Annotated in this window: 23 protein-coding genes and 1 pseudogene; 12 read left to right on the plus strand and 12 right to left on the minus strand. The window is 74.6% G+C overall.

Annotated elements, in window-relative coordinates:
- Positions 1-1,044, minus strand: a complete 1,044-nt coding sequence (zapE, locus tag ACGF13_RS24650) for a cell division protein ZapE (protein ID WP_392878857.1) — start codon at positions 1,042-1,044, stop codon at positions 1-3.
- Between the two features lie 171 nt (positions 1,045-1,215).
- Between zapE and ACGF13_RS24655 the strand changes: the two genes are divergently transcribed.
- From ACGF13_RS24655 to msrB, 4 genes are all read left to right on the plus strand, one after another.
- Positions 1,216-2,001, plus strand: coding sequence for a pyrimidine reductase family protein (locus ACGF13_RS24655; protein WP_392878553.1), 786 nt, complete (start codon positions 1,216-1,218; stop codon positions 1,999-2,001).
- A gap of 57 nt (positions 2,002-2,058) precedes the next feature.
- Positions 2,059-2,520, plus strand: a complete 462-nt coding sequence (locus ACGF13_RS24660; RefSeq protein WP_392878555.1) for an indole-3-glycerol phosphate synthase — start codon at positions 2,059-2,061, stop codon at positions 2,518-2,520.
- A 111-nt stretch (positions 2,521-2,631) separates the two neighbouring features.
- Positions 2,632-4,062 (plus strand): UDP-N-acetylmuramate--L-alanine ligase, encoded by a 1,431-nt coding sequence (murC, locus tag ACGF13_RS24665; protein WP_392878557.1) that lies wholly within the window; start codon positions 2,632-2,634, stop codon positions 4,060-4,062.
- A 56-nt stretch (positions 4,063-4,118) separates the two neighbouring features.
- A complete protein-coding gene (gene msrB, locus ACGF13_RS24670) occupies positions 4,119-4,523 on the plus strand; it encodes a peptide-methionine (R)-S-oxide reductase MsrB (protein ID WP_392878559.1) in 405 nt (134 codons plus the stop codon).
- A 48-nt stretch (positions 4,524-4,571) separates the two neighbouring features.
- Here the strand turns inward: msrB and ACGF13_RS24675 are convergent, their stop codons facing one another.
- The 7 genes from ACGF13_RS24675 to ACGF13_RS24705 form a co-directional block, all read right to left on the minus strand.
- Positions 4,572-5,765, minus strand: coding sequence for a cytochrome P450 (locus ACGF13_RS24675; RefSeq protein WP_392878561.1), 1,194 nt, complete (start codon positions 5,763-5,765; stop codon positions 4,572-4,574).
- Positions 5,762-6,328 carry an ATP/GTP-binding protein gene (locus ACGF13_RS24680; protein ID WP_392878859.1) on the minus strand — a complete coding sequence of 189 codons (567 nt, stop codon included), beginning with the start codon at positions 6,326-6,328 and terminating at the stop codon, positions 5,762-5,764. Before ACGF13_RS24680 ends, ACGF13_RS24675 begins: the two co-directional genes overlap by 4 nt.
- 70 nt (positions 6,329-6,398) lie before the next feature.
- Positions 6,399-6,761, minus strand: a complete 363-nt coding sequence (locus ACGF13_RS24685) for a DUF742 domain-containing protein (RefSeq protein ID WP_392878563.1) — start codon at positions 6,759-6,761, stop codon at positions 6,399-6,401.
- On the minus strand, positions 6,758-7,189 hold the full coding sequence (locus tag ACGF13_RS24690; RefSeq protein ID WP_392878565.1) for a roadblock/LC7 domain-containing protein: 432 nt from the start codon (positions 7,187-7,189) through the stop codon (positions 6,758-6,760). The genes ACGF13_RS24685 and ACGF13_RS24690 overlap by 4 nt, the downstream gene beginning before the upstream one ends.
- Positions 7,186-9,099, minus strand: coding sequence for an ATP-binding protein (locus ACGF13_RS24695; protein ID WP_392878567.1), 1,914 nt, complete (start codon positions 9,097-9,099; stop codon positions 7,186-7,188). Before ACGF13_RS24695 ends, ACGF13_RS24690 begins: the two co-directional genes overlap by 4 nt.
- A gap of 82 nt (positions 9,100-9,181) precedes the next feature.
- On the minus strand, positions 9,182-10,192 hold the full coding sequence (locus ACGF13_RS24700; RefSeq protein WP_392878569.1) for an MBL fold metallo-hydrolase: 1,011 nt from the start codon (positions 10,190-10,192) through the stop codon (positions 9,182-9,184).
- A 152-nt stretch (positions 10,193-10,344) separates the two neighbouring features.
- Positions 10,345-11,289, minus strand: a complete 945-nt coding sequence (locus ACGF13_RS24705) for a GNAT family N-acetyltransferase (RefSeq protein ID WP_392878571.1) — start codon at positions 11,287-11,289, stop codon at positions 10,345-10,347.
- Between the two features lie 286 nt (positions 11,290-11,575).
- Between ACGF13_RS24705 and ACGF13_RS24710 the strand changes: the two are divergent.
- From ACGF13_RS24710 to ACGF13_RS24725, 4 genes and pseudogenes are all read left to right on the plus strand, one after another.
- Positions 11,576-13,005 (plus strand): annotated as a pseudogene (locus tag ACGF13_RS24710) (DUF692 domain-containing protein).
- Positions 13,006-13,035: 30 nt separating this feature from the next.
- Positions 13,036-14,106, plus strand: a complete 1,071-nt coding sequence (locus tag ACGF13_RS24715) for a TIGR04222 domain-containing membrane protein (protein WP_392878573.1) — start codon at positions 13,036-13,038, stop codon at positions 14,104-14,106.
- 113 nt (positions 14,107-14,219) lie between these two features.
- Positions 14,220-15,002 (plus strand): TIGR04222 domain-containing membrane protein, encoded by a 783-nt coding sequence (locus ACGF13_RS24720; RefSeq protein WP_392878575.1) that lies wholly within the window; start codon positions 14,220-14,222, stop codon positions 15,000-15,002.
- A 61-nt stretch (positions 15,003-15,063) separates the two neighbouring features.
- The gene (locus tag ACGF13_RS24725) at positions 15,064-15,618 is read left to right on the plus strand and encodes a hypothetical protein (RefSeq protein WP_392878578.1); all 555 of its coding nucleotides are present in this window, start codon (positions 15,064-15,066) and stop codon (positions 15,616-15,618) included.
- Between the two features lie 57 nt (positions 15,619-15,675).
- Here ACGF13_RS24725 and hemQ read toward each other — a convergent pair whose 3' ends face one another.
- From hemQ to ACGF13_RS24740, 3 genes are read right to left on the minus strand one after another with little or no spacing between them, the layout of a single operon-like run.
- Positions 15,676-16,401, minus strand: a complete 726-nt coding sequence (gene hemQ / locus ACGF13_RS24730) for a hydrogen peroxide-dependent heme synthase (protein ID WP_392878580.1) — start codon at positions 16,399-16,401, stop codon at positions 15,676-15,678.
- Positions 16,398-17,828 (minus strand): protoporphyrinogen oxidase, encoded by a 1,431-nt coding sequence (gene hemG, locus ACGF13_RS24735; RefSeq protein ID WP_392878582.1) that lies wholly within the window; start codon positions 17,826-17,828, stop codon positions 16,398-16,400. Before hemG ends, hemQ begins: the two co-directional genes overlap by 4 nt.
- Positions 17,829-17,862: 34 nt before the next feature.
- The gene (locus ACGF13_RS24740; RefSeq protein ID WP_392878585.1) at positions 17,863-18,435 is read right to left on the minus strand and encodes a Uma2 family endonuclease; all 573 of its coding nucleotides are present in this window, start codon (positions 18,433-18,435) and stop codon (positions 17,863-17,865) included.
- Between the two features lie 55 nt (positions 18,436-18,490).
- Here ACGF13_RS24740 and ACGF13_RS24745 point away from each other — a divergent pair, with 55 nt between their 5' ends.
- The gene (locus tag ACGF13_RS24745; protein ID WP_392878588.1) at positions 18,491-18,931 is read left to right on the plus strand and encodes a DUF523 domain-containing protein; all 441 of its coding nucleotides are present in this window, start codon (positions 18,491-18,493) and stop codon (positions 18,929-18,931) included.
- 35 nt (positions 18,932-18,966) lie between these two features.
- On the opposite strand, the gene hemE is transcribed toward ACGF13_RS24745, so the two are convergent.
- Entirely contained in the window at positions 18,967-19,980 is a 1,014-nt protein-coding gene (hemE, locus tag ACGF13_RS24750; protein WP_392878862.1) for a uroporphyrinogen decarboxylase, read from the minus strand.
- Between the two features lie 236 nt (positions 19,981-20,216).
- On the opposite strand from hemE, the gene ACGF13_RS24755 reads away from it, so the two are divergent.
- The 3 genes from ACGF13_RS24755 (at position 20,217) to ACGF13_RS24765 (ending at position 23,503) form a co-directional block, all read left to right on the plus strand.
- On the plus strand, positions 20,217-20,879 hold the full coding sequence (locus tag ACGF13_RS24755; RefSeq protein WP_392878591.1) for a DUF3000 domain-containing protein: 663 nt from the start codon (positions 20,217-20,219) through the stop codon (positions 20,877-20,879).
- Positions 20,880-21,199: 320 nt separating this feature from the next.
- Positions 21,200-21,916 (plus strand): LuxR C-terminal-related transcriptional regulator, encoded by a 717-nt coding sequence (locus ACGF13_RS24760; protein ID WP_392878593.1) that lies wholly within the window; start codon positions 21,200-21,202, stop codon positions 21,914-21,916.
- A gap of 327 nt (positions 21,917-22,243) precedes the next feature.
- A complete protein-coding gene (locus ACGF13_RS24765) occupies positions 22,244-23,503 on the plus strand; it encodes an HRDC domain-containing protein (protein ID WP_392878596.1) in 1,260 nt (419 codons plus the stop codon).
- The last annotated feature ends 13 nt before the right edge of the window (positions 23,504-23,516 follow it).

The following is a 23,516-nucleotide window of genomic DNA, read 5'->3' on the forward strand; positions in this document are numbered from 1 at the left end:
CTACTTGGCGCTGTCCCGGGCGAGGGCGACCAGGCGGGAGATGGCGCGCAGGTACTTCTTGCGGTAGCCGCCGCGCAGCATCTCCTCCGGGAAGACCTGGTCGAAGGGCAGGCCGGAGGCGGTGATCGGCAGCTCGCGGTCGTACATCCGGTCGGCCAGCACGACCAGGCGCAGCGCGGTGGACTGGTCGTCGACCTGCTTGACGCCGCGCAGGCAGACCGCGGTGACGTCGTCCAGCAGCGCGCCGTAGCGGCTGGGGTGGACGGCGGAGAGGTGGGCGAGCAGGGCGTCGAAGTCGTCCAGCGAGGCGCCGGGGGTGCGGACCGCGACGGCCGCGACGGCCTCGTCGGTGTACGGCGGCGGGGCGTCCGGCAGGCCGCGGTGGCGGTAGTCCTGGCCGTCGATGCGCATCGGGCGGAAGTGCGCGGACAGGCCCTGGATCTCGCGCAGGAAGTCGGCGGCGGCGAAGCGGCCCTCGCCGAGCTTCTCCGGCAGGGTGTTCGAGGTGGCGCACAGCTTCACGCCGTTGTCGACCAGCCGGCCGAGCAGGGTGGAGACCAGCACGGTGTCGCCCGGGTCGTCCAGCTCGAACTCGTCGATGCAGAGCAGGGTGTGCCCGGAGAGGGTCCGCACGGCCTGCTGGAAGCCGAGCGCGCCGACCAGGTTGGTCAGCTCGACGAAGGTGCCGAAGGCCTTGGGGCCGGGGGCGGAGTGCCAGAGCGAGGCGAGCAGGTGGGTCTTGCCGACGCCGTAGCCGCCGTCGAGGTAGACCCCGGCCGGGCCGGTGGGCGCGGGGGCGGAGCGGCGGAACCAGCTGCGCTTGGGCGCGGAACCGTTTCCTCCACCGAGGGTGGCCGCGAACTGCTCCAGGACCTGGACGGCCTCGTACTGGCTCGGCTGGGTCGGGTCCGGGATGTACGTCCCGAAGCTCACGTCGGCGAACCGGGGCGGCGGGACCATCTCGGCGACCAGCCGCTCGGCGGGCACCACGGGACGGCGGTCGGTGAGCGCGATCGGGGAGCCGGACGCGGGTGCGGCGGCTATCGGCTCGGTCGCGGTTGCGGGGTGGGAGGCTGCGGGCACATCAGTAGAGGGTACGCCTGCCGGGTGAGCCGTCCGAACGACGCACGGGTCCGGACGCGGGGCCCGCGGCCCCGGACGGCCCTCGGCCCGCTGCCCCGGACGGCGCCGGGGTCGCGGTGGAAGACTGAGGACATGCAACAGTTGATCAGCCCGCTGGACGGGCGGCTCGAGGATCCGGCCGCACTGGAATCGCTCGCCGCCGTGTACGCGTACCCCGAACAGGTGAATCAGGGACGCCCCTGGCTGCGCGCCAACATGGTGTCCGGCCTGGACGGCGGGGCCAGGCTGGACGGGCTCTCCGAGGGCCTCTCCGGCGACGCCGACAAGCGGATCTTCGGGGTGCTGCGGGCGCTGTCGGACGTGGTACTGGTGGGCGCGGAGACGGTCCGCGCCGAGGGCTACCGGCCGGCCAGGGCGCGCAAGGAGTTCGCGGCGGCCCGGGCGGCGGCCGGGCAGGCGCCCGCCCCGGTGATCGCCGTGGTGAGCCGCTCGCTGCGGCTGGACCTGACGGCTCCGCTGTTCACCGAACCGCTGGTCAGGACGGTGGTGATCACTACCGAGGACGCCCCCACGGAGCGCCGCCGGGCGGTCGCCGAGGTGGCCGACCTGGTGCTCGCCGGCACCGGCGCGGTGGACCTGCGGGCGGGCGTGGCGGCCCTGGCCGCGCGGGGCTGGACCCGGCTGCTGACCGAGGGCGGCCCGCGCCTGCTGGGGCAGCTCGCGGCGGCCGGCCTGCTGGACGAGTTGTGCCTGTCGCTGGCCCCGCTGCTCACCGGCGGCGACGCGCCGCGCATCCTCCACGATGCGCAAATGCCGGACGTGCAGCGGATGCGGCTGGTCTCATTGATCGAGCAGAAAGGTTTCCTCTTCACCCGCTACCTGCGTCGCCCGGGTTCGGATGACCCCGTGACCCCCTGATCGTGAGCCCGTTATGCGATGCCGGGGCCCGGGGGCCGGCCACTGGAAGGGACTCACGTGTTCAAGACGGTACTGATGATCGAAAAGGCTCTCTCGGACGCGGACGTGGAACTCGTCACCACGCTCCACGGCGAGGAGGAGGTGTCCTTCGTCGTCCTGATGCAGCCGCGCGGCAGGCAGGACGAACTGCTGCGGGCGCTCGACGACGTCGCCCTCGGCCACCTCGACAAGGTGGTGCACGAGCACGACGAGTCCGAGAGCGGCCCGACGGTGGCCACCGAGTCGCTGGAGCACAGCCTGCGCCACCTGCGCACGGCCGGGGCCGCGGCGGTGGGCGAGCTGGTGGAGGAGAAGCCGCTGGAGCGGCTGCGCGCGGTCGTCGAGGAGCAGCGGGCGGACGAGGTGGTGGTGCTCACCTCGCCGCACTTCGTCGAGGAGTTCTTCCACCGCGACTGGGCCTCCCAGGCCCGGCACAAGGTCGGGGTCCCGGTGCTCAGGCTGTTCGCCAGCGACTCCTAGCCCCGCCCGGTGGTGGTGCAGAATCGTCCTTGCGGTCCGCCCGCGAGGACGATTCCGTCTTCCCGTCCCGTCCGCCCGACCTGTCTGCCCCCGCCCGTACGGAGCCACGCCTTGAACGACGCCGCGCACGACCTGCACGCCCCGCACTTCATCGGCATCGGCGGCGCCGGGATGTCCGGCCTGGCGAAGATCCTCGCCGTGCGCGGGGCCGGCGTCTCCGGCAGTGACTCCAAGGAGTCCGAGACCGTCCTCGCGCTGCGCGCCCTCGGCGCCACCGTGCACGTCGGCCACGCCGCCGAGCACGTCCCGGACGGCACCAGCAGCGTGGTCGTCTCCAGCGCGATCCGCGCCGACAACCCCGAGCTGGTCGCCGCCCACGAGCGCGGCATCCCGGTGGTGCACCGCTCCGACGCGCTGGCCGCGCTGATGGGCGGCCGCCGGGCGCTGGCGGTGGCCGGCACCCACGGCAAGACCACCACCACCAGCATGCTCGCCGTCGCCCTCGGCGAGCTGGGCCTGGACCCGTCCTACGCGATCGGCGGCGACCTCGACGCCCCCGGCTCCAACGCCCACCACGGCACCGGCGAGATCTTCGTCGCCGAGGCGGACGAGAGCGACCGCAGCTTCCACAAGTACGCGCCCGAGGTGGCGATCGTGCTCAACGTGGAGCTGGACCACCACGCCAACTACGCCTCGATCGAGGAGATCTACGAGTCCTTCGAGACCTTCGTCGGCCGGATCGTCCCCGGCGGCACCCTGGTGGTCTCGGCCGACCACGACGGCGCCCGCGAGCTCACCTCCCGGGTGGCCGGCCGCGAGGGCCTGAACGTGGTGACGGTCGGCTCCGCCGAGGACGCCGACCTGCGGGTGCTCTCGGTGGTCGCCCACGGCATGACCAGCGAGGTCACCGTGCTGCTGGACGGCGCCGAGCTGGCCTTCACCGTCTCGGTGCCCGGCCGGCACTACGCCCACAACGCGGTGGCCGCGCTGGCCGCCGGCGTCGCGCTGGGCGTCCCGGCCGCCGACCTGGCCAAGGCGCTCGGCGCCTACACCGGCGTGCGCCGCCGCCTCCAGCTCAAGGGCGAGGCCGGCGGGGTCCAGGTGATCGACTCCTACGCCCACCACCCCACCGAGATGACCGCCGACCTGGAGGCGATCCGGGAGGGCCTGACCGGCGACGGCCGGGTGCTGGTGGTCTTCCAGCCGCACCTGTTCAGCCGCACCCAGCAGCTCTCCGAGGAGATGGGCCGCGCCCTGGCGCTGGCCGACGCCTCGGTGGTGCTGGACATCTACCCGGCCCGCGAGGACCCGATCCCCGGCGTGACCAGCGAGCTGATCATCGACGCGGCCCGCCGGGCCGGCGCCGAGGTCACCGCCGAGCACTCCTTCGCCGCCGCCCCCGCCGTGCTGGCCGGCCTCGCCCGCCCGGGCGACCTGCTGCTCACCATGGGCGCGGGCGACGTCACCAACCTCGGCCCGGCCATCCTTGACCATATTGAGGGAGGCCTGGCGCACCTCGCGAACGTTGCATCCAACGTCTGACCCACGTCCGCCTGACCCACGTCCGTCCGACGTACGCCGCGACCGGGAGCCGTGAGATGAGTTACGAGATCGAGAAGACCGAGGCCGAGTGGCGCGCCCAGCTCAGCCCCGAGGAGTACCACGTGCTCCGCGAGGCGGGCACCGAGCGCCCGTTCACCGGTGAGTACACCGACACCAAGACGGTCGGTGTCTACAGCTGCCGGGCCTGCGGGTCCGAGCTGTTCAGCTCCGAGACCAAGTTCGACAGCCACTGCGGCTGGCCGTCCTACTACGCGCCGCTGGCCGGGGACCGGGTCCAGTACATCGAGGACACCTCGCTCGGCATGCGCCGGGTCGAGGTGCGCTGCGCCAAGTGCGGCGGGCACCTCGGGCACGTCTTCGAGGGCGAGGGCTACGGCACGCCGACCGACCAGCGCTACTGCATCAACAGCGTCTCGCTGACGCTGAAGCCGGCCGAGTAGCGGCGTACGCGAGGGCCCGGGCACCCCGAGGGTGTCCGGGCCCTCGCGCTACCCCTCGACCGGCTGGAAGCGGACCGGAAGGCGCGTCAGCGCCCGGTGGAACGGGCCCGGGCGCCAGAGCAGGTCCTCGGCGGGAGTGGCCAGTTCGAGGTCGCTGAGGCGGCTGCCCAGCTGCTCGATCGCGGTGATCGCGATCAGCAGGGCCGGGTCCCGGGCCGGGCAGGCGTGCGGGCCGGCCGCCCAGGCCAGGTGGGCGCTCTCGCCGCTGCGCGGCCCGCTGTCCTCGGCGGGCGGCGCGGCCTGGGAGTTGGCGGCCGCGTACGAGACCAGCACCAGGGAGCCCGCCTCGATCTCGCGGCCGTGGAAGGTGATGTCGTACCGCGGGTAGTGGGCCGAGAAGTTGGCCATCGGCGGCGCGTGCCAGAGCACCTCGTCGATCGCCTGGTGGGCGGTCATCGCGCCGCCGAACAGCGAGCCGGCGTAGCGGGCGTCGGTGAGCAGGCGCAGCAGGGCGTTGCCGATCAGGTTGGTGGTCGGCTCGTGTCCGGCGATCAGGGTCAGGGTGATCTGCCGGATCACCTCGTCGTCGTCCAGCCCGACCGGGTGGGTGACGTACCAGGAGGTGAGGTCGTGCCGGGGGCGCTCGCGGCGCTCGGCGACCATCGCGGTGACCACCGCGAGGAGCTTCCCGTACGCGGCGCCCGCCTGTTCGGTGGACTCGATCAGCCCGGTGATCGCGGCCACCATCTCGGCGTGCTGCGCCTCGGGCACGCCGAACCAGGTGGTCAGCACGAAGGCGGGCAACTGACGGGCGTACTCGGCGATCAGGTCGGCCCGCCCGACGGCGGCGAAGCGGTCGATCAGCCGGTGCGCGGTCTCGGCGACCTGGCGCTGCAGCCGGTGCGGTTCGAACAGCGCGAGGGCGTCGGTGATCACCGCCCGGTAGCGCGCGTGCGTCTCGCCGTCGCTGAACAGCGCGGTCGGGCGGTAGCCGAGCATCGGCATCAGCGGGGAATCCGGTGGCAGGTTGTGCTGCCAGACCCGGGAGTCCTTGGAGAAGGTGTCGGTGTCGCGCAGCAGGTCCAGCGCGGCCTGGTAGTCGGTGACCAGCAGGGCCTCCACGCCGGGGGCGATCTCCACCGGGGCGACCGCGCCGTGCCGCCGCAGCCGCTCGTAGACCAGCTGGGGATCGGCGGCGAAGACCGGGCCGTGGATCGGGGTCGGGCGGGACTCGGCGGTCACGGCTGCTCCGGTGTGACGGGGGCGGCGGGCGCCGCGGGCAGGGAGTCCAGGACGTGCTCGGCCAGCGCGATCAGCGCGTCCAGGCTGCTGTCGCGGTCCCGGGCGTCGCAGAGCAGCAGCGGGGTGGTGGCGTGCAGGTCCAGGTGGGTGCGCAGCACGTCGACCGGATGGTCCGGTGCGTCCGGGAAGCGGTTGACGGCGACGGCGTACGGCAGGCCCTGCTCCTCGACCATGTCCATGATCTCGAAGGAGTCGGCCAGCCGTCGGGTGTCGGCGAGCACCAGGGCGCCCACGGCGCCGCGGGCGATGTCCCGCCAGAGCGGGAAGAAGCGGCGCTGGCCGGGGGTGCCGAACATGTAGAGCACGACGTTGCCGGGCAGGGTGAGCCGGCCGAAGTCGACGGCGACGGTGGTGGTGACCTTCTCGGGCACGCCGGCCAGGTCGTCCACCGGACGGCCGGTCTCGGTCATCGCCTCCTCGGTGTGCAGGGTGGCGATCTCGGAGAGGGTGCGGATGAGGGTGGTCTTGCCGACCCCGAACGGGCCGGCCACCACCAGTTTCATCAGCGTCTGGTCCTGGTCGGGCAGGTAGCCCACCCGGCTCTGGTCTTCCGGGCCCGGCCGGCCGGCCGGGTCACCGGAGCGCACGGAGTCCAACGAGGAGCCTCTCGACGATGGAGCGGTCGGTCTGCTGGGCGCGCGGGATCGGCGCGCGGGCGTGCAGGCAGCCCGCCTCGACCAGGTCGGCCGCGAGGAAGACGGTGGCGCTGACCGGCAGCCTCAGGTGCGCGGCGGCCTCCACCACGGTGAGCGCGCCGGGGCGCAGCAGTTCCCACAGCCGGCGGTGTTCGGGTTCGAGCGCGTTCGGCGGGTCGGCGCAGTCGGCGCGGTCGGCGAACAGCACGGTCAGCCGCTCGAAGCCCTTGGTGCCGGGGCGGCTGCGGCCGCCGGTGGCCAGGTAGGCGGGCACCATCCGCCTGCGGGGGGCGGCGGTCATGACCGCTCGTCGTCGTCCTGCCGCCGGGTCGGGCTCGCGAGCGCGCGACCGAGGGCGGCGACCTGCAGCTGCATCTGGTAGGCCACGTTGCCGAGTTGGGCTTCCGGCGAGGTGAAGACGGCGAGCGAGGTGTTCTCCCCGGCGGGCACCACGACGGCGTAGCCGAGGTCGGACTCCACCACGGTCTGGGCCAGCCGGGGCCGCTCGACGTCGGTGAACGCGGCGGTGAAGGCGCGGGCGGCGGCGTGCACGGTGGCGGTCATCGCGGCGACCCGCTCGGCCGAGGCCCGCTCCAGGCCGTCCGAGGCGCCCTCGACCAGGCCGTCCCCGGTGGCGATGACCGCGTGCAGCACCCCCGGCAGCTCCAGCAGCGGGGTCAGCACCCACGAGATCTCGTCGGTGGTGGTCGGGCTGGGCGTGCTGCTCACTGCTCTGCTCCTTCTAAGGTCGGACCGGCGCTCCGGGCGCCGGGGTCGTGGTCGGCGGCGGTGTCGCCGGAAGTGCCGGTGCTGCCGGTGCTGCCCGTACGCGTGCCGGTCGCGCCGGTGGTGCTGCCGGTGTTCGTCGTGCCGGTGGTGCTGTCGCTGTGTCCGGGAGCGGCCGGGCCGGGTGCGGCGCCGGCGGCCTCCTCGCGTGCGGCCCGGGCCACGGCGGCCCGGCCGGAGTCGGTGCCCCGCTGCAGCGCCTGCCAGTGGGCGGCGGCCCGCTCGGGGGTGCGGTCGGCCATGGGGGCGGGCCCCGCGGCGGGGGCCGGGCGCTCCGCGGCCAGCGGACGGCGGCGGCGCCGGGTCGGCAGGCCGGTGCCGTCGTCGACCGCGGGTGCCTCGGCCACGGGTGCCTCGTTCGCGGGGGCGTCCACCGCGGGCGCACCGGCCGCCGGCTCGTCGCCTTCCGGGCCGTCCGCGACCGGGTCCGGCACCACCCGGATCGCGGGGACCGGGTGCGGGCCCGGCCGGTTGTGGCGGTCGGCGAGCCGCGGGCCGTCCTGCTCGTCCGCGTCGCGCATCGGCGGCACGGCCGCGACGGTGGGCGCCGGCGCCGGGCCGGGCCGCAGCGGCAACGGGGTGAGCACCGACAGCTGCCGCTCGTCGTCCACGACGGTCACCAGCGCGGCCGGGATGCGCAGGATGGTCCGCATGCCGCCGTACGGCGAGGGCTCGATGTGGCAGGAGAAGCCGTACTGGCGGGCCAGCTTGCCGATCACCGCGAAGCCGGTCTTGGGCGGGTTGCCGAGCTCGGTGAGCAGCATGTCGGGCGGGCCGGCCAGCAGTCGGCGGGCGCGGCGCAGCTGGTCCTCGTCCATGCCGATGCCGCTGTCGTCGATGATCACCAGCGCGCCGCGGCCGCCCTGCTGGACGGTGACCGGGACGTCGGTCTCCGGGTGGGAGTAGGCGGTGGCGTTGGCGAGCAGTTCGGCGATGCTGACGGCGATCGGCTCGGCGGCCCGGGCGACCACGGCGAGGTGCTGCTCGCGCAGGTGGTTGGCGACCTTGATCCGGGCGTACCCGGGCACCCGGGAGAGTGCGCCGACGACCACCTCGGCGAGCGGCGAGTCGGTGCGGGCCAGGCCCGGCCAGGCCTCGCAGAGCACCGCGACGGTCTGGATCCGGCGCAGCGCGACCTCGTTGCGGAAGTCGACCTCCAGCAGCCGGGGGTCGTCGTTCTCGTGCTGGAGCTGCTGGACCAGGCTCTGGATCTGGTACAGCAGGGTCTGGATCCGGGAGGTGGCGCCGCGCATGGCGGCACGGGCGGCGGCGTCCACCCGTTCGCGCTCGTCGGCGAGGGCGGCGAGGGCGGCGTCCAGGACGGCCTGCAGCGCCCGGACCGCCTCGGGGCCGACGGCCTGCGGGTCCAGCGGGCCGACCAGCGGGGCGTTGGCGTGGGTGAGCCGTACGGCGGTGGCGGCGACCCGCTCCTGGGCGAGGTGGCCGATCTCGGCGAGCAGCGCGGCGCCCCGCGCCTCGGCGGCGGCGAGCGCGTGCTCGGCCCGCTCGGCGCGGGCGGTCGCGGCGTCGCCCTGCTGCACGGCCTCCCGGACGTCGGCCTGTGCCTGCCGGGCCGTCTCCTGCGCCTCGCGGACGCCGTCCTCGGCGGCCCGGGCGCGCTCCCGCTCCCGCCGGGCCTCCTCGGCGGAGTGCCTGGCGGCCTCCTGCGCGTCGCGCTGCTGCTGCTCGGCGCGGGCGAGCCCGCCCTCGGCGGCCCGGGCGCGCTCCTCGCCCCGGCCGAGCGCGGTCTCGGCGGCCGTCGCCCGGGCGAGGGCCCGGGCCCGGCCGCGGGCGAGCACGGCCGCGGCCACGGCGGCGACCAGCGCCAGGACGATCAGCGCGATCAGCGTCATCGAAGTCCTCGGGAGTGCTTGCGGGGTGGACCGGGTGGTACGGCGGGGCCGGGGGGAGGTGGGGCGGCGGGGCCGGGCGGGGTCAGTTCCGGACGGTGCGCGGGCGCGGGGCGCGGGCGGAGTCCTCGGCCAGTTCCCGGGCCACCATGGCGACCTGGCCCAGGGCCTCCAGGGCGCCGGGGGCCGCCGAGCCGTCCAGGTGCCGGTACTCGGCCGCGATGGTGAGCACCAGCCGCTCGGGCAGGCCGAGTTCGGGGTAGCGCTGCTCGGCGATCACCCGCCGGGCGGCGTCGAGGGCGGGTATCCCGGCGGCGTGCAGGACGTGGGCGCGCTCGCGGACGTAGGCGAGGTAGCCGATGTGCTCCCGGACGCCGTCGCGGTCGAGTACCGGGCCGTGGCCGGGCACGAAGATCTCCGCGCCGGTGGCGAGGGCCTGCTCGCAGGCGGCGATGACGTTCTCCAGCGGTCCGGCCCAGTGCGAGGGGTGGTCGCCGGGCTGCTCGGGGGTCGAGGAGAAGATCACGTCGCCGGTGAACACCGCGCGCTGGTGCGGGAGGTGGACCAGCAGGTCGCCGCCGGTGTGGGCGGCGGGCAGGCTGGTGATCCGCACCGGGTAGCGGCCGACGGTCAGTTCCAGCTCGCCGGTGAAGACGGTGTCGGGGCGCACCGGCTCGGTGTCGGACCAGTCGAACCGCCCGAAGTGCTCCTTCAGGTAGCCGCCGAGCGGCGAGTCCGGGTCGCTGTTGGCGACCAGGGCGTGCTGCTGCTTCGGGGTGGGCTCCCAGTGGATGTGCTCCAGCGCCTCGCGGGTGGCGATCACCTCGGCGTCCGGCAGCACCCCGGCGCCCCACAGGTGGTCCCCGTTGGCGTGGGTGACGACCACCCGGTCGATCCCGACCCCGTCCGGCAGCAGGCGCCGGCTCGCGGCGAGGAACTCCCCGGCCATCGAGGGGTCGTACGGCGTGTCGATCCAGAGCGCGGTGGTCTCCGAGGCCAGCAGCCCGCAGTTGGCCAGGCCCCAGCCCCGCTTCGGCGGGAGCCACACATACAGGTCCTCGGCAATCGCGCTCACGTTCGCACGGCTGATCGTCATGTGCGCGATTATGCCCATGCGGTGACAGGAATGGAGCAAAACTATTACAGTTCAAGCCACTTCGCGCCCGAAGAGGAATGGTCTGTCCCGTTTCACGCTACGTGGTCTGGACCACATCTGGCCGAAGTGCCCCCTGCCCCGGTTCCGGAGCGTCAGATCCCCTGCTCCGGGGGCTGCTTCGGCTGCTCCAGCCGCTTGATCCCCTTGCGCTCCCCCGCGCAGCGCTCGTAGCCCAGCCACGCGTTGATCGCCAGCATCGGCGCGTTGGTCGTGTCGTTGCTGGTGTACGCGTGCCGCAGGCCGGCCGCGGCGGCGAGCCGCAGGGACTCGAGCTTGGCCAGCTTGGTCAGACCCCGGCCGCGGAACTCCCGGCGGCAGGCGGTGAACGCGGACCAGTAGCGGCCCAGCCCGTCGGTCTGCGCCATGCTGAACGCGGCCGGGCGGCCGTCCACCACGGCGACCACGCTCAGGGCGAGGTCCCGGTCCGGCCGGGTCCAGTCGTTGCGCAGCCAGTCCTCGTACTCGTAGGCGTCCATCGGCACTTCGCTGCCGGGCTCGTCCAGGATGGCGTCCGCCTCGACCAGGAACACCGGGTGCGGGTCGGCCGCCCAGTCGGCGGCCGGGCGCAGCTCGACACCGGCGGGCCGTACGGGCGCCGCCGGCAGCGGCAGCGCCAGGTCCCGTCCGGCGAACTGCATGGTGCGCCCGAGCCGGTAGCCCCGGGCGGTGGCGAAGGCCAGCGAGGCGGGCTCGTCGTCCACCCAGGTGTGCAGCTCCGTCACCCCGTGCCCGGTCAGGTGCCGTTCGGCCGCGGCCAACAGCCCGGTGGCGGCGCCGTGCCGCCGGAACGCGGGCAGCACGCTGCCGTTGGCGTAGCCGATGCCCCGGGCCGTCGTCCCGAGCACCACCCCGCAGCGCACCGCGCCGACCACCCGGCCGTCCAGCTCGGCGACGAAGGTGCGGAAGTGCTCCTCGGGGCTCGGCTGGGCGTTCAGCCAGATCAGGGTCTCGGCGGAGAGCACCAGGTGCTCGCGCCCGGCCCGGTGGGCCGCGGCCACGGCCTCGGCGTCCTCGGGGCGGAATTCACGGATCGTCATGTGTGCGTTCGAAGAAGTCATGGATTCCCACGCTAGCCGCGCCCTCCCGTCCGGCGCCCGCGATTTTCCCGCCGGCCGGGCACCCCGACCGCGGGCCGGCCCGGACCCGGGGCCGGGTCCCGCACTCCCGGGGCGCCATGCTCAAATAATGCTCTGAGAAGACCGGGTGAGGCTTGGCAGCCACCCCGCCCGGGGACATTCTCAGCAGCACGGCCGCGCGGTTCCGGCGACGACGCCCGCACCGGTCGACGGCCCTCCCACCCGGCCCTCCGAAGGGGGCGAACCGATGACCTCCCCTGCCCTGGAACTGCCCGCCTCCACCACCTCGACCCCGGCAACCGCGCCCCGAGCGGCCGCGGGCCCGCAAGCCCCGCCCCGCCTGGGCATCGGCCTCGGCTGGCGCAGCGAGATCGACACCGTGGTCGAACGCCAACCCGGCCTGGACTGGGTCGAGGTGGTCGCCGAGAACGTCTGCGCCGACCACCTGCCCGAATCCCTGACCGTCCTGCGCGGACGCGGCGTCACCGTCGTCCCGCACGGCGTCGGCCTCGGTCTCGGCGGCGCCGACCTGCCCGACCCCGGCCGCCTCGACCGGCTCGCCGAGGTCGCGCTGGCGCTCGGCTCCCCGCTGGTCACCGAGCACCTCGCGTTCGTCCGGGCCGGCGGCCTGGAGGCCGGCCACCTGCTGCCCGTCCCCCGCACCCGGGACTCGCTGCGGGTGATCGCCGAGAACGTCCGGATCGCCCAGGACCGGCTTCCGGTGCCGCTCGCCCTGGAGAACGTCGCCGCCCAGCTCGCCTGGCCGGACGACGAGTTCACCGAGGGCCAGTTCCTCGCCGAACTGGTCGAGCGCACCGGCGTCCGGCTGCTGGTCGACGTCGCCAACCTGCACACCAACCGGGTCAACCTCGGCATCGACCCGGCCGCCGAACTCGACCGCCTGCCGCTGGAGGCGCTCGCCTACGTCCACGTCGCGGGCGGCACCCTGGTCGACGGCGTCTGGCACGACACCCATGCCCACCCCGTCACCGCACCGGTGCTGGAGGTGCTGGCCGAACTCTGCGCCCGGGTCGCCCCGCCCGGGGTCCTGCTGGAGCGGGACGCCGACTTCCCGCCGCCCAGCGAACTCTCCGGTGAGCTGGACGCCATCCGCCGGGTGCTGGAGGGGAGCGCCCGGCGATGACCGACACCACGACACCGGAGCACGAGGGCCGGACCGCCCCGGCACGCGAGGACGCCGACCGGACCGCCCCCGCGCGGGAGGACACCGGCCGGACCGCCGCCGACCAGGACCTCGCCGCCGCCCGGCGGCGCCTGGCCCGGCGCCAGGAGGAGCTGCTGGCCGCCCTGGTGGCCGGCGGCCCCGTCCCGCCCGGCTTCGACCGGCACCAGGTCCGTGCCCAGTCGGCCGGCCTGGCCGCCAAGCGGCGGTCCACCACCGCCAAGGTGGCCCCGGAGCTGCCCCGCGCGCTCGGGGAGCAGTACGGACCGCTCTTCCTCGACTACGCCCGCTCCCACCCGCAGACCGGCGGCTACCGCGCCGACGCCCGGGCCTTCGCCCAGTGGGTGCTCACCGACGGCGGCCCGCTCGCCGACGAACGGCGCCGGGCCCTGGAGCAGTGGCTCCACCCGGCCCCCGTACGGCCGCCGGGCCCGCTCGCGCGCCTGCGCCGGGCACTGCGCCGACGGCGGCCGACGGCCTCCGCGACACCCTGACGAACCATCACCACCTCGGGGGAACCATCCATGTGGCACAACAGCTACTTCATCGTCCCGGCCCTCCTGCTGGCGGCCGCCGCCCTGTACGCCGCCCAGACCCGCCAGCGGATCGGCCGGGTCCGGTACGCCAAGGGCCTGCCCGGCCGCGGCCTGCCGCTGCTCGACGCCGCGTTCCTGTCCGGCGGACCGGGGCGGGTGTTCGACACCGCCGTGGTCCGGATGCACATGGGCGAGCAGGCCGTGATCAGCCGCTCCGGCCTGGTCACGCTCACCGGCGCCAAGCCGTACGACGCCGTGGACAAGGCCGTCCACGACGCCGTCGGCCCGACCGGGAGCCGAGGACTCGGCGAGCTGCGCCACACCGTGATGCGCTCCGCCGCCGTCCAGGAGATCGGCGACCGGCTCGCCGACCGCGGCCTGCTGCGCCGCCCCGAGCGGCTGCGGCACGCCCGCACCGCCCGCCGGCTGCTCTGGCTCGCGCTGCTCGTCGTGGCCGCCTCCGCGGTGGTCGCCCTGGTGCTCGACGACGGCGCCGCCGGGCACCAGCGCCCGAACCTCTGGACTCCGGGCCTCCTGCTGCTCGGCGGCTTCACCACGCTGCTCGCCACCCGGCCGGTCAAGGGCCGGATCACCCCGGCCGGGCAGCGCCAGCTCTCCCTGATGGGGGGCACGCCGTGGACGCCCCACTCCGGAATGCCGGCGCGGCTGGCCGGCGGCGCGCTGCTGGGCGCACTGGCGCTCGGCGGGCTGGCCGCCGCCGGGCTGGACGACCAGCAGCTGGAGGCCGCGATGCTGGCCGCGGCGGCCGAGGAGGAGGCCGTGCGGCAGGCGGTCTCCGCGAACGCCTCCGGGGCGTCCTCGTCCTCGACGTCGAGCTCCTCGTGCTCCTCCGGGTCCGACGGGGGCTCCGCCTCCTGGTGCGGGTCCTCCGACTCCGGCTCCTCCGGTTCCGGCTGCGGTTCGTCCAGCTGCGGCTCCTCGTCCTCGTCCGGCTGCAGCTCCGGTTCGTCCGGCTGTGGGTCCTCGTCCTCGTCCAGTTGCGGGTCGTCGTCCTCGTCCAGCTGCGGGTCCAGCTGCGGCGGTGGCTGCGGCTCCTGACGCCCCGGACGCGGGTGCGCGGACCGGCCCCGGGGCACCGCCGGACGTCACAGTTCGGTATCGCGGGCCGGGAAGCGTTCCGCCCGCCGTCGACACAGGCATAGAACAAGCCCATGTGGTTGCTGTTCCTCATTCCGGCCTGTGTCGCGGCGGTCCTGTCCTGCCTCCGACTGGTCCGGATGACCGCCACCGCCGACGCCCTCGCCGAACGGAGCGGCCTGCGGCCCCCCGAAGCCGTCGGCATCGGCCTGTACGAGACCGCCTACCTGGCCGGCGGCCCGGACCGGGTCGTCGAACTCGCCCTCGTCCTGATGGCCGGCCGCGGACGGCTGCACCTGGCGCACACCGGCTGGACCACGGTGGTCGACCCCAAGGGCCGCAGCCGCCTGGAGCGGGCGGTGATCGCCACCGTCGGCCGCGAGGGCCAGTGCCGGACCGACGGGCTGCGCCGGGCGATGGCCGAGCACCCCACCGTGCTGGAGATCGGCGCCCGGCTCGCCCTGGCGGGCCTGGCCACCCCGGCCCCGGTGCAGCGCGACACGGTGGCGGTGATCCGGCAGGTCCGGCACGCGCTGTTGCTCACCGTGATGCTGCTGGCCGCCTCGCTGACCCTCGGCGGCTTCACCGGCGGCGACACCCTCGCCCCGCTCGCCTGGTTCTCGCTGCCGCTGGTGCTCACCTCCGGCACCCTGCTGATGGCGCGGGTCGACGTCTACCCGTACACCCGATGGGCCTCCCCGATCGGCCAGGAGGTGCTGCGCGAGGTCCGTCCGGCCCGCCAGCGCGGCCTGGCCGACGACGAGGAGCGCGAGCTGCTCACCGCCGTCGCCATGAACGGCCCGGCCGTCCTGCCCGACGCCCGGCTCCGCGCCGCCCTGCGCCCGCACCGGAACTGAGCCCGAGCCCCGAAGGAAAAGCGGCTGCGCCGACCCCTGTGACCAGGGCAGACTTCCGCCCATGGACAACCGGGACCGCGCCGTGCTCGACCGCGCCCAGGCCGAGGGGCGGCTGGTCCGGCTGCGCCGCACGCTCCCCGGCGCCGACCGGCTGGAGGGCTTCGTCCTCGGCACCGGCCCGGTCTGGACCCTGCTCGCCAACTGCGTCGACCACCGACTCGACGGCTGGACCGCCGTCCTCACCTGCACGCTGCACAAGGTCCGCGACCGGGGCGGCCCGGAGACCCTGACCGTGCGCGCGCTGCGCGGCCGCGGCCTGTGGCCGGTCCCCGTGCCCGGCACCGAACTACCGCTGGACGACCTGTCCGGCCTGCTCGCCACCGCCTCGGCGGAGTACGGCCTGATCGCCCTGCACGCCGAGGTCCTCGATCCGGACGTCTGCCGGGTCGGTACGGTCACCGAGCTGCGCCCCCGCTCGCTCCGGCTGCACGAGGTCGATCCGGAGGCCCGCTGGTACCCGAAGCCGATCAAGTACCGTGTCCGCGACGTCACCCGGGTCGACCTCGGCACCCACTACGTGGACGTGCTGCGCGAGTTCGCCGGGCCACGCCCGTGACAGGCCGGAGGCCGGCCCCCCGCTGGGGAACCGGCCTCCGGGAACCGCTCGGACCGCTCAGACCAGGCCGTTCAGCAGCTCGCTCACCGGCTTGCGGCGACCGGTGAAGAACGGCACCTCCTCGCGGACGTGCAGCCGGGCCCGGGAGGGGCGCAGGTCGCGCATCAGGTCGACGATCCGGTGCAGTTCGTCCGCCTCGAAGGCGAGCAGCCACTCGTAGTCGCCGAGCGCGAACGAGGCCACCGTGTTGGCCCGCACGTCGGGGTAGCCGCGGGCCATCTGGCCGTGCTCGGCGAGCATCGCGCGCCGCTCGGCGTCCGGCAGCAGGTACCACTCGTAGGAGCGGACGAACGGGTACACGCAGACGTAGTCGCGCGGGCGCTCGTCGGCCAGGAACGCCGGGATGTGCGACTTGTTGAACTCGGCGGGGCGGTGCAGCGCCATGTTCGACCAGACCGGCTCCAGCAGCCGGCCGAGGCCGGTGCGGCGGAAGCGGTTGTACGCCTCCTGGAGGTCGTCCGAGTCGGCGGCGTGCCACCAGACCAGGATGTCGGCGTCCGCGCGCAGACCGGAGACGTCGTACGTGCCGCGCACGGTCACGTCCTTGGCGGCCAGCTGGGCGAACAGCTCGTCCACCTCGGTGGCCAGCGCGGTGCGGTCCTCGGGCAGGGCGCCCTTGAGCTTGAACACCGACCACATGGTGTAGCGGATGACCTGGTTCAGGTCGCGCGCCTTCTTCTTCTCGGGCTGCTGCTCCGGCTCCCGCTCAACACTCTCAGTCATGCGTCCATTGTCCTCTCCGTGGAACCTGCCCCGGTCTCCGGGGTCAGCAGTCTGTCGACGAGCGCCGCCGCGGCGGCCGCCGATCCGATGCACGCCGGAATGCCCACCCCGTCGTACGCGGCGCCGCACAGCGCCAGCGCGCCCACCCGCCCCGCCGCGGCCCGCACCCGGGCCACCCGGTCCAGGTGCCCCACCGGGTACTGCGGCAGCCCGGCCGAGAAGCGGGAAACGAAGGTGTCGTACGGCCGGGCGGTCAGCCCGATCGCCTCCTCCAGGTCCGCCAGCGACCGCGCCACCAGCTCCTCGTCCGGCAGCCCCAGCGCCTCGTCCTCGCGGTACCGGCCCAGCGAGGTGCGCAGCAGGAACGCGTCCGGCGCGGAGCGCTCCAGCCACCCCCACTTGTTGGAGGAGAAGGTCGAGGCCTTGATCCGCCGCCCGTCCACCGGCGGCACCAGGAAGCCGCTGCCGCTCGGCGGTTCGGCCAGGTCGGCGCGGCGGAAGGCCAGGGTCACCAGGGCCATGCCCGCGTACTCGACGGCGTCCAGTTCGGTGGCGGCCACCGGGGCGTCCTCGCGCAGCAGCCGGGCCGCGGCGGGGGCCGGGACGGCCAGCACCACGGCGTCCGCGTGCAGCACCTCGCCACCGGTCACCACCCGCCAGCCGTCGGGGGTGCGGCGCAGCTCGTCCACCGGGGTGTCGGTGCGCAGGTCCACGCCCGCCCCGACGCAGGCCGCGGCGACCGCGCCGGGCAGCGTGCCGAGGCCGCCGCGCAGGCCCTGGAACACCGGGGTGCCGACCACCTTCGGCCGGGAGGCCAGCTCGTGCACCCCGTCGACCAGCGAGCCGCCACCGCGGGCGATCGACAGCAGCTGCGGTACGGCGGCGCGCAGCGAGATCTCGTCGGCGCGGCCGGCGTAGACGCCGCCGAGCAGCGGCTCGACCAGCCGGTCCACCACCTCCTGGCCCAGCCGGTCGGCGACGTAGCGGCCGATCGCGACGTCCTCGCCGACCTCGCCGGGCCGCTCGTGTCGGGCCCGCTCCAGCCCCTCGTCGGTCAGCACCCCGGAGGCGGCCAGCGCCTCCAGGTCACCGGGGACGCCCATCACCTGCCCACCGGGCAGCGGACGCAGCGCGCCGCGGGTCCAGATCGCGGCCTTCGCGGTGGTCGGCGGCTCCAGGTCCTCGCCGAGCCCGACCGCCCGCGCCAGCTCCACCGCCTCCGGCCGCCGGGCCAGCACCGACTCGGCCCCGAGGTCCACCCGGACCCCGCCGACCTCCCCGCCCCACAGCTTCCCGCCGACCCGCCCGGATGCCTCCAACAGCGTCACCCGCGCCCTCGCCGGCCCCCCGGCGGCCCCACTCAGGAACGCGGCCGCGGCCAGCCCCGCGATCCCACCACCGACGACGACGACCCGTGCTTGCGACATGCTCCGCAGTCTCGCAGGTCTTTACACGGATGCCTCAATCCCCTGCACGCCCGAGGTCGATCGCGATCGGGAACGGCACCGGGCGTTCGAGTCTGCCGCGGAAGATCCCGGCGGGCGCGTACGAAGCGGTCACCTGGTCCAGTTCGTAGACGTGCACGGCCGACCGACCGTCGCCTTCCTCCTCGACGATCCAGTAGTGCGGGATGCCGGCCTCGGCGTACTTGCGGACCTTGACCGTGCGGTCGCGGTGCGCGGACTCCGGCGAGACGACCTCGACGACGAGCAGGACCTCGTCAGGAGTGAACTGGGTGCGGTTTCCCTCGAAGTCGGCCCTGACGACGAGAAGGTCCGGCTCGGGGCGGTTCCGCTTGTCGAGCTTGATCGACATCTCCCGGCCGACCCTGACACCCTTCGGAAGCTGGGTACGCAGCGCGGTCTTCAGCTCGTCGATGGTTTCGCCGTGCCACCAACGCTGCGGGGACATCATGAAAACCAGTGCTCCGTCGATCAGTTCGGTGTGCCGCGGCGCCTGCGGCAGGTGGTCGAGGTCGTCCGCATACCAGCCCTCGTCTCTGGGCGCGTACATCCAGTCCGGCAGCTCGCTCATGCCCCTACGGTAGCGAGTTCGGGAACTCGCCGACCCCCCGCTTAACCTGTGTGCTATGGAACCGATCGTGGTGAGTGCGTGTCTGGCCGGGATCCCCTGCCGGTACGACGGGCGGGCGAAGACCTCCGAGGGCGCCGTGCGCCTGGTCGAGGAGGGGCGGGCCGTGGTGGTGTGCCCGGAGGGGGCGGGCGGGTTGCCGACGCCGCGGCCGCCGGCGGAGATCGTGGGCGGGGACGGCGCGGACGTGTTGGACGGGCGGGCCCGGGTGGTGGACGCGACCGGGGCGGACTGCACCGCGGAGTTCCTGGCCGGAGCCCGGGCGGCGCTGGCCGCCGCCGAGGAGGCGGGGGCGCGGCGGGCGGTGCTGATGGCGCGCAGCCCGTCCTGCGGCTGCGGGCAGGTGTACGACGGGACGTTCACCGGGGAGCTGCGCCCCGGTGACGGCGTGACGGCGGCGCTGCTGCGCCGGGCCGGGATCGAGGTCACGGCCGGGTAGCGGGCCTCCGGCTCCGGAGGCCCGCCACCGGGAGGTCAGCGGGCGCTGGCCTCGTGGACGAAGGCGACGAGGCGGCTGAGCGCGTCCGGGTCCATGGACGGCAGCACGCCGTGGCCGAGGTTGAAGATGTGGCCGCTGGTGCCGAGCGCCTGGGCGGCGTGCAGCACCTCGCGGGCCTTGGTCTCCACGACCTTGGTGGGCGCGAACAGCACGGCCGGGTCGAGGTTGCCCTGGAGGCCCTTGCCCTGGCCGACCCGCTCGGCGGCGACGTTCAGCGGCACCCGCCAGTCGACGCCGACGATGTCGGCGCCGGCCTGGCCCATCAGGCCGAGCAGTTCGCCGGTGCCGACGCCGAAGTGGATCCGCGGCACGCCGTACTCGGCGACGGCGTCGAAGACCTTGGTGCTGGACGGCATCACCGAGCGGCGGTAGTCGTCCGGCGCGAGCGCGCCGACCCAGGAGTCGAACAGCTGGACCGCCGAGGCGCCGGCCTCGATCTGCACCTTGAGGAAGGCCGAGGTGATGTCCGCGAGCCGGTCCACCAGGGCGGCCCACAGCTCGGGCTGCCCGTACATCATGGCCTTGGTGTTCTCGTGGTTCTTGGACGGGCCGCCCTCGATCAGGTAGCTGGCCAGCGTGTACGGCGCTCCGGCGAAGCCGATCAGCGGGGTCCCGCCGAGTTCGTCCACCAGCAGGCCGACGGCCTCGGTGATGTAGGGGACGTCGTCCGGCTCCAGCGGGCGCAGCCGCTTCAGGTCCTCGAAGGTGCGGATCGGGTCGGCGATGACCGGGCCGATGCCGGGCTTGATGTCGACGTCGATGCCGACGGCCTTGAGCGGCACCACGATGTCGCTGAAGAAGATCGCCGCGTCCACCTTGTGCCGGCGCACCGGCTGGAGGGTGATCTCCTTGACCAGCTCGGGCCGCATGCAGGACTCCAGCATGGGGATGCCCTCGCGGACCTTCAGGTACTCGGGCAGCGAGCGGCCGGCCTGGCGCATGAACCACACCGGGGTGTGCGGCACGGGCTCGTGCCGGCAGGCGCGCAGGAACGCGGAGTCGTACGCGGCGCCGCGGCGCCCGGGGGTGCTCGGGCCGTCGTGGGTGGCCGCCGTGGTGTCTGCCGTAGTCTCGCTCACGCGTCAAATCTTCGCACGCGTGCGGCGCCCGGTTCCCCGGTCGGTCTCGTCGGTTCCTCCAAGATCTGTCCGGGTTTGCCGTTCCGGCACGCCGCTGGGAGAGAAGTTGCGGCGATAACCCCGTTCTTCGACCTAGTCTTCGGGACATGGCAGCGGTCGGAGGGCACCCCGCGCAGGGTGGCGGAGCAGGTGGCGGAGCGGGTCGCGAGGGGGCGCCGAGCGAGTTCAGGGCGGCGGTGGCGGCCCTGGACGGGGCCCGGCTGCGACCCGAGGTGCAGCTCTCCCCCGCGCCGGCGCCGCGCCGGCTGGCCCCGTACTCCTTCGCGGTGACCGCCTCGGTCGAGGTTGACGGCGAGGAGCTGGCGGACGGCCGACTGGTGCTGCTGTACGACCCGGCCGGGCAGGAGGCCTGGAACGGGGAGTTCCGGGTGGTCACGATGACCCGGGCCGAGCTGGAGCCGGAGATGGCCGGCGACCCGATGCTCTCCGAGGTCGGCTGGGCCTGGCTGCTGGACGCCCTGCAGACGCACGGCGCCGGGTACGCGGAGCCGTCCGGCACGGTGACCCTGGCGTCCTCCCAGTACTTCGGCGGCCTGGCGGACCGCCCGTCCTCGACCGAGGTCGAGATCCGGGCCTCCTGGACGCCGGCCGACGGCCGCTTCGAGCGGCACCTGGCGGCCTGGGGCGACCTGCTGTGCATCAGCGCCGGCCTGCCGCCGGCCTCCCCCTCCCCGCAGGGGCCCGCCGAGGTTCCTTCACTCGGTGGGGTGGTCCCGATGCCCGCCCGGCGACGCCCCCGGTCGCACTGACGGGTGGTGCGGGGCTCCGGCGCCGCTCCGGGGCCGGACGCCACCCCCAGGGCTGACGGAGTGTGACTTCGGACCCGCTCTGCGTCAATTCACCGGTCGATACCGACCGATCGGCATCGAATCTGATCGATTTTGTGCGAATCGCGGGCATGTCGCATCAATCATTTGCGCGATTTGTCCGTATTGTTACTCACTAGATCGTGATCTTTCGCTAAAGCCGGGCACGGTTGCTGCCGAAGCAGACTGTGACCCTTTCCGAACGCGGAACACTCCGACCGCCCCCATCGGGGTTCCGTCCGCCACTCCCCGCAGGAGGCCTGGTGTCGGTCCTTCTTGAGCACCCCGCAAACGTGGTCGCCTACCGGCCGACCAAGCCCACCGCCATGGTGGTCATCGCCGATCCCCGCGTCCGTAACACCGTCACCCGCCACCTGTGGGCACTCGGCGTCCGGGACGTGATCGAGGTGTCGTCGATCGCCGAGGCCCGCCCCAGGGTCTCCACACCACGCGACATCTGCGTCGCCGACGTGCACCTTCCTGACGGCTCCGGACTGACCATCCTCGCCGAGACCCGCGCCGCGGGCTGGCCCAACGGCCTGGCGCTGTCCGCCGCCGACGACATCGGCGCGGTCCGCAGCGCGCTGGCCGGCGGCGTCAAGGGCTACGTGGTGACCGGTACCCGGACGAACGTCGCGATGCCCGGCCGCCCGGGCCTGCCGCTCGGTGCCGCCGGGCTGGCCGGCCGGATGCGCCGCCCCGGGATGCCGGGCATGCCGGGCGCGGGCGGTGCTCCGGGCGCCCCCGGAGCACCAGGTGCGCCGGGCGCGCAGCAGGCCGCGTACCGCGAGCTCTCCGGCCGCGAGGTCGAGGTGCTGCGGCTGGTCGCCGAGGGGCAGTCCAACAAGGCGATCGGCGTGGCGATGGGCCTGTCGGCGCTCACCGTCAAGAGCCACCTCGCCCGGATCGCCCGGAAGCTGGGCACCGGCGACCGCGCCGGCATGGTCGCGGTCGCGCTGCGCACCGGCATCATCCACTGAGCCGGGCACTCCGGACCGCTGCGGCGGCCGAGGAGGAACGTTTCCTCCTCGGCCGCCGCCGAGCTGTCTCCCCCTCGGCCGCCGCCGAGCTGTCTCCCCCTCGGCCGCCGGTGCGCCGTCCCGGTGCCCGCGGCGCGTGGACCCCGCCCCGCGCGCGGGCGGTCCCGGCCCCGGCAGCGCCCCGGGCGCGGTCCGGGCACGACCCGGTCACCGGCCCGTTCGCCGACCCGGCCACCGGCCCGATCACCCTCCCGGCTGAGCGGGCGATCAACAGTCTGACCAGTCCGACAACACTCCCGGCCGCGAGGACCGTCGTACCCTTGGGGGGTGACCGACGCCGTAGCAGCCATCCCAGAAGAAGCAGCCCCGGTCCCGCTCCTCGAACCGAGGGAGGGGATCCCGCCCGTGGTGGCGGACGAGCACACGCTGGCCGACATCGTCGCCGCCTTCGCCTCGGGCACCGGACCGGTGGCCATCGACGCCGAACGGGCCTCCGGCTACCGCTACGGGCAGCGCGCCTACCTCATTCAGCTGCGCCGCGAGGGTTCCGGCTCCGCCCTGATCGACCCGATCGCCTGCCCGGACCTCAGCGCGCTCGGCCGGGCCGTCGAGGACGCCGAGTGGGTCGTCCACGCGGCCAGCCAGGACCTGCCCTGCCTGTCCGAGGTCGGCATGAGACCCCGGCGCCTGTTCGACACGGAGCTGGCCGGGCGGATCGCCGGCTTCGCCCGGGTCGGCCTCGGGCCGATGACCGAGAACATCCTCGGGCTGAGCCTGGCCAAGGAGCACTCCGCGGTCGACTGGTCCACCCGCCCGCTGCCCGAGCCGTGGCTGCGCTACGCCGCTCTGGACGTCGAGGTGCTGGTCGAGCTGCGCAACGCACTCGAACGGGAGCTGGACGCCCAGGGCAAGCTCGGCTGGGCGATGGAGGAGTTCGCCTCGATCGCCGCCGCGCCCCGCCCGGCCCCGCGCACCGACCCGTGGCGCCGCACCTCGCAGCTGCACAAGATCCGCCGCCGCCGTCAGCTGGCCGTGGTGCGCGAGCTGTGGCTGGTCCGCGACCGGATGGCCCAGGAGCGCGACGTCTCTCCCGGCCGGGTGCTGGCGGACGCCGCGATCGTCAACGCCGCGCTGGCCATGCCGCTGAACATCGCCTCCCTGCAGGCCGTCCAGGGCTTCGGCCCCCGGGTGCACCGGCGCCAGCTGGAGCAGTGGCTGGCGGCCGTGCAGCGCGGCCGGGAGATCCCGGAGAACCTGCTGCCGCCGGCCACCGCGCCGCACGACGGACCGCCGCCGCCGCGGGCCTGGGCCGAGAAGGACCCGGTGGCCGCCGCCCGGCTCACCGGCGCGCGCGGCGCGATCGCCGAGCTGGCCGAGCGGTACCACGTGCCGGCCGAGAACCTGATCACCCCGGACCTGGTCCGGCGGGTCTCCTGGCAGCCGCCGACCGAGCCGGACCTGGAGCACGTGGCCGCCGCGCTGCGCGGGCTCGGCGCCCGGCAGTGGCAGGTGGACCTGGTGGCGCCGGCGGTGGCCGCCGCGTTCGCCGCGGCCGCGGCCGCAACCGCGACCGCGCCCCAGGGCTGATCGCGGCGCGGGC

This window comes from Kitasatospora sp. NPDC048286 (assembly GCF_043201735.1).
Taxonomy (GTDB): Bacteria; Actinomycetota; Actinomycetes; order Streptomycetales; family Streptomycetaceae; genus Kitasatospora.